The organism is Mycobacterium sp. TH-M116 (assembly GCF_057473685.1).
The window spans coordinates 19683-29547 of the sequence record NZ_JBYCLC010000170.1 but is presented as its reverse complement, the minus strand read 5'-3'; the positions used below and the strand labels follow the sequence as shown (position 1 = coordinate 29547).

Below are 9865 nucleotides of genomic sequence, written 5' to 3'. Positions count from 1 at the left end.
GGGCATACGCATCTCCACGGCTTCCAATACCCGGCTTCCAATACCCGGCTTCCAATACCGATGTATGGTGTCTGCCATGACGCGGTCGCCCGACACCTCGGTGACGATCAGATTCGTCCGGGATTTTCAAACCTCGGATGGATCGGTCAGCTACGTCAAGGGCTCCGAGTTCGTCGTCGACACCGCAACCGCCGACGCGCGGCTGTTGGCCGGTGTCGTCGTGACGGTTCCCTCGACCGCGACCTAGCCGGCGCCCCGGGGCGCCTCCATTCTCGGAGGGCGCCTCGCCCGCTGTCAGCGCGTCGACAAGCAGTTCGAGCTCCGACTGCGTGTTGTCCCATCACGGTGGAAGCCGGCGCGCACGATCGCCTTGGTGCCCGCCCCGTGCAGGCCACCGATCGTGCGCGACGTCGGGATGGCGACGATCTGCGACGCGGCCTGCGCAATCGACCACCATGCCCTCGCGCTCCGGTACCGGCCGCCGGGGGGCCGTTGCGCGCACGCCGACCGTCTGGGCGGGTCACCCGCCGTTGTGCCGTGCAGTGGGTTCCGAAGCGGAGGAACCTCTGCGAGGATCGCGGTTGACGTCGCACCCAAGTGGGTAGATGCCCTAAGGAGACCGTCCCTTCGCTCAACAGATTGGGTATTCGAAGATGATCCAGAAGCGGATCGCCCGCCGTTTCGTCGTCGCCGCGGCGCTGACGACGGCTGTCGGGCTGAGTACGCTGACCGCGGCGTGCGGTTCGAGCGAACACGAGAACACGCCGTCGACCACGACGGTCACGACGACCGTCACCCCGACCAGCACCACCCCGACCACGCCGGCTTCCCCGCCCGCCGAGCCGGGAGAACCGGGCGGAGGCGTCGGACCCGGCGGGGTCACCACGAACGCGCCGGGCGGTGCGGGCGCCGGAGCAGGGCCCGGTGGGGCGAGCGCGGGCGTGCCTGGCGCCGGGGCGTCGGCGGGACCCGGTGGCGCCGGAGCGTGCGCCGGCGGCGTTTGCGTCGGGACCCCCCCGCGTCCCTGACCACAGTGCCACGGGGCACAGCGCCTCTCCCCCGGGCGGATCTTCGGTGACGCTGTCGCCCGCGGCGCGCGCTCGTCACGGGCGGCGGCGTCACCTTCCTGCGGCGGGCGCCGGGTGAATTGACTGCCGCCTGCAGGTCAATACCCCTACCGACAACCTTGCGTCCGGTGCGCGCCGGCAATTCCGCGGAAGTCTGACGCGCCGCTCCCACCGCGTACGCAGGCCCGCGAGGACGACGCCATCGCCGTCACGAGGGCGGCTTTGGAGAAACTGCGGGCAATCCACGCGGGCCATTTCGTCGTCACCGGCAACGTCGACGGGCAGCCCGCACAGGTCACCGGCCGGACCGATCAGCGATGCCGTCGATACGTGAGTTCAACCGTTCGACGCGGTCCGCGCCCATCGCAGGACGTCATCGTTCACCGGGTCGGTGATTCCGTCGAATTCGGGGTGTTTGTTCAGCACCGTGCCGATCATCGAACACACGGGAACGATGCGCTTGCCCGCATCGCGGGCGCCGTTGAGCGCTTCTTCGACCAGCAGGGTCGCCAGACCACGTCCACCGAATTCGGGATGGATCTCCGTGTGGTCGAAGACCCGCTGGTACCCCCGGTCGGCGAATGAGGCATAGCCGACCACCCGGCCGTCGACCGAAATCGTGTACCGGCCCTCCTCTGCGCTGATGGTGGCATGCGCACCGGTCTTGTCGGCAGGCATCTCATCTCCCGTGGAATGACCCGTATCCGGACGATTGCGACCGTACCAGCAAACTGGTGCGTCGGTTTTCACGCAGCCGAGCGCGGACCGGCCTGTGCGATCGGCAGATGCAGCACCACTGCTGCCGCCGGAACGGCATCGTGCTCGTGACGGGCGAGTAGAGCCGCGTTGTCGGGTAGCTGACGTGAATTGATCTCGCCACTCGCGATGCGCCGCAGGGTGTCGTGGGCGCGGGCAAGCTGTTCGCGCTTGCGGTACTGACCGCCGGGCAGTTTGACGCCGGCCCAGACGCCGTACTCCTCCCGATGGGCGAGGGCGTGCTGGGCGCACAGGCGCTGTTGCGCCAGCGGGCACCGGCGCAGGCACTGGATCCGCGCCTCCGTGGCCGACGCCTCGTAAGCCCGGGCCTTTGCCGCGCCGTCGGCGCCGTCGTCGTCGGGATAGCCGAACCACAGTTCGGGGTTGGTTGCGCAGGGATGCCCCATGCCGGTCTCCTTCCTAAACTGAAACGTATTCGGAAGCGTATACGCTTGTCGTCAGCTCACGCAAGGGAAACGTGACAAAAACGTATATACCGAGATCCGCGGAAGGGTCTGTGTACTATCCGCCCTATGGCCGGAGCGTGTGATGAGCCGTGAATCGGCCGGCGCCGCCATCCGCGCGTTGCGCGAATCCCGCGACCTTTCGTTAGCTGAGCTCGCCGCGGCCACCGGCGTCAGCGTGATGGGGTTGAGCTTCTTGGAGCGCGGCGCCCGCAAGCCGCACAAAAGCACAGTTCAAAAGGTTGAAAACGGTCTCGGATTGCCGCCGGGCACGTATTCGCGGCTGTTGGTGGCCGCCGATCCCGACGCCGAGCTGGCCCGGCTGACGGCCGCGCAACCCCTCGATGCGATGGCCGTACGCCGCAGCGGAGCCGTGGTGGTTGACCGCCACAGCGACACCGAGGTCCTGGAGGGGTATGCCGAAGCGCAGCTCGACGCGCTCACATCGGTCATCGAACGCCTGCCGGCGACGACATCAAACGAATACGAGACGTATATTCTCTCTGTGATCGCGCAATGCGTGAAGGCGGAGATGCTGGCCGCCGGTTCCTGGCGGGTGGCGGTGAGCGCCGGGGCGGACTCGGCGGGCCGGATCATGCAGCACCTGCGGGCGCTCGAGACCACGCGCGCGGCCTTGCTGAGCCGGATGCCCAACAGCCTGGGCGCCCGCTTCGACCGGGCCTGCGCGAGGTCGTCGATGCCGGAGATGGTCATCGCGGCTCTGCTGGGCGTCGCCACCGAGGACGTGTGGGACATCCGCAACAGGGGCGCCATCCCGCCGGGGGCCCTCCCCCGCGTCCGTGCCTTCACCGAGGCGGTCGAATCGGCGGCCAGCGACGCGACGGACCCGGACATCGGCGAGGGGGATCAGTGATGGAGAGCGAACTCGCGGTGCTCGGCCGGGCCCATCGACTGTTCACCGGCCATTCCGAAGCGCCGGCGTGGAATCCGGTGCTCCCACCCGACCGGGGGACTCCGCGACGCCCGGCGGCGCCGAATGTCGTTGCCGGGCCACGCGCCTACCACCTTGCCGCCGAGCATTCCCGGCAACGGCTTGCAGAGGCGGCCGCCGCGGACGCCGAGGCCGGCCGCGTCGTCGCCGAAGCCCACCGCGACCGGGCGCGGGCCCGGGCACTCACCGGGGACGTCGTGGACCTGGCCCGCGCCGACGCCGACGCCGCCGCTCCCGCGACAACGCCGCTGGCACGGCGTGAAGCGCTGCGCCGCCGGGCGGCTCGGTTGCGCGTCCAACGGGTGCACGTGCTGGCGGCCCGCGCGCGGTCGCGGCGACACGCCGCGGTGCTGCGCGCCCTGGGATACCGGCTCATGCACGATCGCGGATCGACGGCGCTGCGCCTGTCCCCGAAAGGTCGCTCCGCCCGCGCGGTGCGGGCCGGGTTGTCGCGGTTGGGACGACCGTATGTCTGGGGTGCGGCCGGCCCCGACCAGTTCGACTGTTCCGGGCTGGTCCAGTGGTGCTACGCGCAGGCTGGTGTCCACCTGGAGCGCACCACCTATCAGCAGATTCACGATGGTGTTCCGGTACCGCGCTCGCAGGTCCGCGCGGGCGACCTGGTCTTTCCGCATGCCGGTCACGTGCAGTTGGCGATCGGCAACGGCCTGGTCATCGAGGCGCCCCACTCGGGGGCCGCGGTGCGGATCAGCCGGCTCGGTGGCAACGTTGAGATCCGGCGCCCGCTATGACGAACCATCGGGCCGGTGCCAGATGAAGGGGTTGAACTGATGAGCGAGTACGCGGGGTCTTCGGTGGCCGCAATTCGCGCACACCAGTCGGTGCTGGCGAGCAGACACAATAGCGCGGCCGACGCCGATCGAGTCCTCGCGGAGGCGCTGGCCGGCGTGCACGCCGCGACACGGGAGAGCGTCCGGCGGCTCGACGCCATTGCCGAGGAAATCGACCGCGCCGCCCTCGACCAGGCGGACTTGGCCGCCGACACACCCCTGGGCGCGCGCGAGTTGCACAACTTCCTGTCGGCCAAGCTGCGCGAGATCAGGGCCGTCGTCGCCGACGCACACGAGCTCAGCCGCATGAAAAGTAGTGTGTTGGAGGGCCTGCGGGCGGCGTACGGCGCACCGAACGGCTAGCGGGACGCGTCGTCCACAACCGCGCCGCGCTGAATTGTCGACGGAATCCCGCCTGGGTACTGTCGGCCGTCATGCAGGGGTCTCCACGCCGCGCATACCCGGACGCAACGCCGCACGGTCCCGCGTCGGGAACGGCCGCCGACGCCATAGCGGCCGCCGAAGTGGCTCTCGCCCGGCAGCATTCGGCAACCTCGCAACTGGACATGCAGGTTGTCTCGGCGATCCTGAACGCACACCTGACCACCGTCGAGGGTCGAGACGCGTTGACCGGGTTGCAGCGGGAGACCGAAGCCGCGGTGCGCACGCGATCCGACCTGGACACCGCGGCGGGCGCACGCGATTTCCAACGGTTCCTCATCGGCAAGCTCAGGGACATCCGGGCCGTCGTGATGAGCGCGAGCCTCGACGATACGTCGAAATCCGCGCTGATGGCTGCGTGGACATCGCTGTACGCTGCCGCCGGAAGCGCCGCGGATACCGGGGAGGACCCGCCCGTCGTCGACCTCTCGGACGATCCCGACTCCGAATGGGACCCGTTGCTGGACGCGCTGTCGGCCGACGACGCGGGTGCGTTGGACGCCGATCCGTCGGAGCCCGGTACGGCGGAAGTCGGCGCGACCGCGCCGCCCGCCCCGGCCCTGGGGATCCCGCAGTTCCCCGCCTTCGGGGCCGGGCCACAACCCGGATTGGGCGCGGCTCCGGGCGTGCCGGCCGACTGGGCCCTGCCGGCTCGCGATCCGCGGGACGGCGAACCAGACCCGGCGCTGGGGGACCTCGACGACGAAGCGCCGGCGGGATCCGAAGACGCGGACCCGGGTGACGACGCCGCTCTCCCTTCGCGCGACGCCGGGAGCCCCGGCGCGGCGGACACGCCGACGGAGGTAACGCTGCCCGACGGCGAGGTGGTGGCCGCGGCCACTCCTGGGCTGGCCGCAGCCATCGCGGCCGCGGTCTCCGGGACCCCGATCGCCGAGGCGTTTGCGCGACAGGGCATCACCCTGCCCACGCCGGGTACGGCGGTCGCCCATCCGATCGACCCGCGCGACGTCGCCCCGGGGGACATAGGCATGCTCACCGACCGTCACGCACTTGCGCTCGGGACGGACAAGGCTCTTCTGGACGGCCAGATTCAGTACATCGCCACCGTGAGCGGGCCGGACTTTCTAGGCTGGGAGCACCCACCGGCGGTGACGACTGCGCCGACGGCCCCGAGCGGGCCGGCCGCACCGACCCCGACGCGGCCGGCGGCGACGTGACCACCGACACGACGACTTCCAACGGCGAACTGGCCGGCACCGCCGGCGGCGCATGAACAGGAGACAGCGGATGGCCGATTCGATCCACGTGGAGCCCGTACAGCTGCGGCAGGCCGCCGCGCAGCATCAGGAGGCCTCCGACTATCTACGGACCGTTCCGTCGTCGCATGCGGCGATCCAGGAGAGCCTGGACTCGCTGGGCCCGATCTTCGGCGACCTCCGTGACGCCGGGCGCGAGCTGCTCGAGCTGCGGCGCCGGTGCTATGAACAGCAAGCCGACGACCACGCCGACATCGCCGACAAGCTGCGGTTGTCGGCAAGCAGCTGGGAAAAGCACGAGCGCGATGCGGCCAACGAATTCGGCGGCATTGCCGACACCGGTCGATGACCGACCCCAACCCCGCCTTTGACACCGTCCACCCGAGCGGGCACATCCTCGTCCGGTCCTGCCGCGGCGGCTACATGCACAGCGTCACCCTCAGCGACGAGGCGATGGAAACCGACGTCGAGACGCTGGCGCGGGGCATTCTGTTGACCGCCGACGTGTCGCACCTGAAGGCGTTGCTGGAGGTGCGCGACGAGATCCTGGCCGCCGGACACACGCCGTCGGCGGAGGTGCCGACCCCTTACCACCTCGATGCGGCGATCGAAAAGCTGCTGTCGCACCACCTGCGGCGTCGCAACGGCATGACGTAGCCGCTCCGGGCGGAACTCGAACGCTGCTAGCCCAGCCGTGTCGTGACCGCAGCGGGATCCGGGGCGATATCGGCGGGCGGCTCGATCGGGTTGGGGCCGAACAGTTCCCGCGCTCGTGCGAGCAGGGCACGCACTTCGTCGAGTTGCTGCTGCAGCGCAGATTCGGCCATGACTGCACGCTACCCAGGCCCGTGCGACCGCACAATTCGCCGATTGCACAAGGCATGCGGGGGATGCCGTTGCGCTCCACCGGCTACACCAGCTGCCGGGGCAGGATCCCGGCGACGATCCCTGCTTGCTGCCTGGTTCCACAAACCGGGTGGACCACCGGTGTACGTGAGCCCCCGAGCGTGAATTGACGCTGCTCGGAACACTGAAGGATACTGGCTGCGTGTCGGGGCCGGGCGGTGGCGCGAACCTGAGCGACAACGATCTCGTCGACTCGGTGCTCCGCGATCTGAGCGAAGCGGCCGACAGGTGGGAAGCTCTGGTTGCCCAGGCCGCGAGCATCACCTACAGCGTCGACCTCGGCGACATTCACGCTGTCGCGAACTCCGACGGCAGATTGCTGCAGCTGACGCTGCACCCGGGGGTGATGACCGGCTACACCCATCGGGAGCTGGCGGACCGGTTGAACCTGGCGATCACCGCCCTGCGCGAAGAGGCCGAGACCCAGAACGAGGCGACCTACGGCGGCTCGCTGCACTGACCGCGCCGGCCCGGTACCGGCCGGCGCCCGGCGGGCCGGCGAAGGCCTGGGCGATCTCCAGCCAGCGTCGCGCGTCGGCGCCCTCGGCGGTGACGTCGAGTTCGTCGAGCGCGCGCCGCTGGGTGACCAGGTAGCAGAAGTCCAGGGCCGAACCGGTGACCCGCTGGGCGGCGTCGGGCGGCCCCCACGACCAGATGCCGCCGCCGGGGCCCCGCAGCTCGACGAGGAACGGCCCGGCCGGGGCGGCCAGATTGTGGACGAAGAACGCGTAGTCGCGGGTGCGCACCCCAAGATGGGCGATCGACCGCAGCCGCGGCGTGGCGGGCCGCGTGACGCCGAGTGCGTCGGCCACGTCGAGCCCGTGCGCCCAGGTCTCCATCAGCCGGGCCGTGGCCATCGACGCGGCGCTCATCGGTGGCCCGAACCACGGCACCTTGCGCCCGTCGGGCACCGCCAGCAGCGCCTCGTGCAGTCTCGCCCGGTTCTCCCGCCACTCGGCGAGCAACTCCGACGGCGGCAGGGCCGCCAGCTCCCCGGCTCCCTTGTCGACGAAGCCGGTCGGGTCGGCCGCGGCGGCCTCGAGAGCTGCGGTGAACGCCGCGTCGCCGGTGACCGCGCTCAGCGCGACCCGATCCGTCCACAGCAGGTGCGCGATCTGGTGGGCGATGGTCCAGCCCGCCGCGGGCGTCGGAAGTGCCCACCGGTTCTGCGGAAGTGCCGCCACCAGGGCGTCGAGATCGTCGCTCTCGGCGCGCAGGTCGGCGACGATCGGTCCTGGGCCGGCCATCATCGCCTGCCCAGGAAGCTGTGGGTCAGCAGCCCGCCCAGATACAGAGCCGACCCGAACAGGGCGAAGGCGGGCGCGTGCCCGTCAGCCGGGATCATCGCCGCCGTCACGGTGACCGCGGCGATGAATGCCACCCAGAACAGCGCGTCCTGCACGGCGAACACGTGTCCGCGCAACGCGTCGTCGACGTCGATCTGCATCGCGGAGTCGGCGCACAGCTTGACCACCTGACCGGCCACGCCGAGCAGAAAGCCGCACACCACCAGGACCGGGATACGCAGCCCGGCACCGGCGGTCTGGATCAGCGCGGCGGCGGCCAACGCGCCGTTGGCCGTGGCGTAGCGCCCCCACCTGCGCACCGCAACCGGCGTCAGGAGATTGGCCAGGAACGCCCCGAGGCCCGTGGCGGCGAAGAACATCAGCGCGGTGCGCAGGCCCCCGGCGTCCGGGCCGCTCAGGTGGCGGACCAGCAACAGGATCAGCAGCGAGTTGATGCCGACCGCCATCCTGTGTGCGACCAACCCCGACAAGGTGCCGGCCACCGTCGGGTAGCGCACGACCGTGCGTGCACCGTGCAGCCAGCCGGTGACGACCGCGTACAGGGCCGACCCGTGGATGGCGCGCATCGTGTCGTCCGGGCCGAGCACGCGCGCGCCGAAACGCAGTGACAGGAGCGCCGCGATCGCCACCGGGACCGCGGTGAGGAAGATGATCGCCGAGGCGCCGTCGTCTCCGGCGCCCATCAGCACGCGGGGCACCAGCATGAAGTTGGCGCCCAGGAACGCTGCCACGGCGCCCGACGCGGTGGCGACCGCGTTCATCGTCACCACCTGTTCGCGCGGCACCACGTGCGGCAGCGACGCCGACAGGCCCGACGCGACGAACCGTGCCAAACCGTTGGCGAACAACGCCGCGATCAGCAGCGCCATGTCTCCGGCCCGCACGGCGAGGATCGTGCCGATCACGGCGATCAGGATCAGTCGCACCCCGTTGGCGCCGACGAGCACCAGGCGCCGATCCCAGCGGTCCATCAGCGCGCCGGCGAAGGGGCCCAGCAGTGAGTAAGGCAGGAACAGCACCGTGAACGAGCGCGCGATCTCCAGCGGGCCGGCGGCTCGGTCCGGGCTGAACAGCAGCGCCCCGGCCATTCCCGCCTGGAACAGGCCATCACCGAATTGACACGCCATGCGCACCTGCAGCAGTCGCCAGAAATCCGGCAAAACGCGCACCGACCGCCAGATGTCGACGGGTGCGCGCGGGGGCATCCGGGTTTGAGTCACAGAACCGACTTCCGTGAGGGGGCAGGCACAATCGCTGCGGTCGACGCCGCTGTCGACAACAGTACAAATATGTGTGGGCGACCCTCGATTCCCCCAGGCGACCACGCCCCAGGATGCGATGATGGTGTGATGCCCCCGCCCGAAGATCCCGAGGACTTTGTCGCTCGCGCCGCGCAGCGGGTGCGCGCGGGTACCTTGTTGCTGGCCAACACGAATCTCCTCGAACCCACGTTCCGGCGCAGCGTGATCTACATCGTGGAACACAACGAGGGCGGCACATTGGGCGTCGTGGTCAACCGGGCCAGCGAAACGGCGGTGTACAACGTGTTGCCGCAGTGGGCCAAGCTGGTGGCCAAGCCCAAGACCATGTTCATCGGGGGGCCAGTCAAGCGTGATGCGGCGCTGTGTCTGGCGACGCTTCGAGGCGGTGCCGACCCGCAGGGTGTGCCGGGGCTGCGTCACGTCACCGGCCGGGTGGTGATGGTAGACCTGGACGCCGACCCGGACATGATCGCGCCTCTGGTGGAGGGGATACGGATCTTTGCCGGATACTCCGGCTGGACCATCGGTCAGCTGGAAGGCGAGATCGAGCGCGACGACTGGATTGTGCTATCCGCCTTGCCCTCCGACGTTCTGGTGGGGCCGCGGACCGACCTGTGGGGTCAGGTGCTGCGCCGGCAGCCGCTGCCGCTGTCGCTGCTCGCCACCCACCCGATCGACGTCAGCCGCAACTGAGAGTCGGCG

14 protein-coding genes and 1 pseudogene are annotated in these 9865 nt (G+C 70.1%); 9 read left to right on the top strand and 6 right to left on the bottom strand.

The window, feature by feature from the left end; translation table 11 throughout:
- The first annotated feature begins 76 nt into the window (after positions 1-76).
- On the top strand, positions 77-247 hold the full coding sequence (locus AC2VOK_RS08745) for a hypothetical protein (RefSeq protein ID WP_428900120.1): 171 nt from the start codon (positions 77-79) through the stop codon (positions 245-247).
- A 384-nt stretch (positions 248-631) separates the two neighbouring features.
- On the opposite strand, the gene AC2VOK_RS08740 is transcribed toward AC2VOK_RS08745, so the two are convergent.
- The 3 genes from AC2VOK_RS08740 to AC2VOK_RS08730 all read right to left on the bottom strand — a co-directional run bounded on the left by AC2VOK_RS08740 (position 632) and on the right by AC2VOK_RS08730 (position 2230).
- On the bottom strand, positions 632-883 hold the full coding sequence (locus AC2VOK_RS08740; protein ID WP_428900119.1) for a hypothetical protein: 252 nt from the start codon (positions 881-883) through the stop codon (positions 632-634).
- A gap of 520 nt (positions 884-1403) precedes the next feature.
- On the bottom strand, positions 1404-1745 hold the full coding sequence (locus AC2VOK_RS08735) for a GNAT family N-acetyltransferase (RefSeq protein WP_428900118.1): 342 nt from the start codon (positions 1743-1745) through the stop codon (positions 1404-1406).
- Between the two features lie 68 nt (positions 1746-1813).
- Complete coding sequence (locus AC2VOK_RS08730; RefSeq protein WP_428900117.1) at positions 1814-2230, bottom strand: WhiB family transcriptional regulator; 417 nt, start codon at positions 2228-2230, stop codon at positions 1814-1816.
- Positions 2231-2372: 142 nt separating this feature from the next.
- On the opposite strand from AC2VOK_RS08730, the gene AC2VOK_RS08725 reads away from it, so the two are divergent.
- The 6 genes from AC2VOK_RS08725 to AC2VOK_RS08700 all read left to right on the top strand — a co-directional run bounded on the left by AC2VOK_RS08725 (position 2373) and on the right by AC2VOK_RS08700 (position 6345).
- Positions 2373-3161 carry a helix-turn-helix domain-containing protein gene (locus tag AC2VOK_RS08725; protein ID WP_428900116.1) on the top strand — a complete coding sequence of 263 codons (789 nt, stop codon included), beginning with the start codon at positions 2373-2375 and terminating at the stop codon, positions 3159-3161.
- Complete coding sequence (locus AC2VOK_RS08720) at positions 3161-3991, top strand: C40 family peptidase (RefSeq protein ID WP_428900115.1); 831 nt, start codon at positions 3161-3163, stop codon at positions 3989-3991. The genes AC2VOK_RS08725 and AC2VOK_RS08720 overlap by 1 nt, the downstream gene beginning before the upstream one ends.
- A 39-nt stretch (positions 3992-4030) precedes the next feature.
- Positions 4031-4393 (top strand): DUF4226 domain-containing protein, encoded by a 363-nt coding sequence (locus tag AC2VOK_RS08715; RefSeq protein WP_428900114.1) that lies wholly within the window; start codon positions 4031-4033, stop codon positions 4391-4393.
- A 71-nt stretch (positions 4394-4464) separates the two neighbouring features.
- Complete coding sequence (locus AC2VOK_RS08710) at positions 4465-5649, top strand: DUF4226 domain-containing protein (RefSeq protein WP_428900113.1); 1185 nt, start codon at positions 4465-4467, stop codon at positions 5647-5649.
- Between the two features lie 70 nt (positions 5650-5719).
- Positions 5720-6037, top strand: a complete 318-nt coding sequence (locus AC2VOK_RS08705; RefSeq protein WP_428900112.1) for an ESX-1 secretion-associated protein — start codon at positions 5720-5722, stop codon at positions 6035-6037.
- A complete protein-coding gene (locus AC2VOK_RS08700; RefSeq protein WP_428900111.1) occupies positions 6034-6345 on the top strand; it encodes a DUF2694 family protein in 312 nt (103 codons plus the stop codon). The genes AC2VOK_RS08705 and AC2VOK_RS08700 overlap by 4 nt, the downstream gene beginning before the upstream one ends.
- 26 nt (positions 6346-6371) lie before the next feature.
- Here AC2VOK_RS08700 and AC2VOK_RS08695 read toward each other — a convergent pair whose 3' ends face one another.
- Positions 6372-6515, bottom strand: coding sequence for a hypothetical protein (locus tag AC2VOK_RS08695; RefSeq protein ID WP_428900110.1), 144 nt, complete (start codon positions 6513-6515; stop codon positions 6372-6374).
- A gap of 221 nt (positions 6516-6736) precedes the next feature.
- On the opposite strand from AC2VOK_RS08695, the gene AC2VOK_RS08690 reads away from it, so the two are divergent.
- The gene (locus AC2VOK_RS08690) at positions 6737-7054 is read left to right on the top strand and encodes a DUF2710 family protein (RefSeq protein WP_428900109.1); all 318 of its coding nucleotides are present in this window, start codon (positions 6737-6739) and stop codon (positions 7052-7054) included.
- A gap of 16 nt (positions 7055-7070) precedes the next feature.
- On the opposite strand, the pseudogene AC2VOK_RS08685 reads toward AC2VOK_RS08690, so the two are convergent.
- A pseudogene (locus AC2VOK_RS08685) lies at positions 7071-7841 on the bottom strand (TIGR03084 family metal-binding protein); the annotation flags it as partial.
- Entirely contained in the window at positions 7841-9106 is a 1266-nt protein-coding gene (locus AC2VOK_RS08680) for an MFS transporter (protein WP_428900123.1), read from the bottom strand. The pseudogene AC2VOK_RS08685 and the gene AC2VOK_RS08680, both read right to left, overlap by 1 nt.
- Positions 9107-9250: 144 nt before the next feature.
- Here AC2VOK_RS08680 and AC2VOK_RS08675 point away from each other — a divergent pair, with 144 nt between their 5' ends.
- Positions 9251-9856, top strand: coding sequence for a YqgE/AlgH family protein (locus AC2VOK_RS08675; protein WP_428900108.1), 606 nt, complete (start codon positions 9251-9253; stop codon positions 9854-9856).
- The last annotated feature ends 9 nt before the right edge of the window (positions 9857-9865 follow it).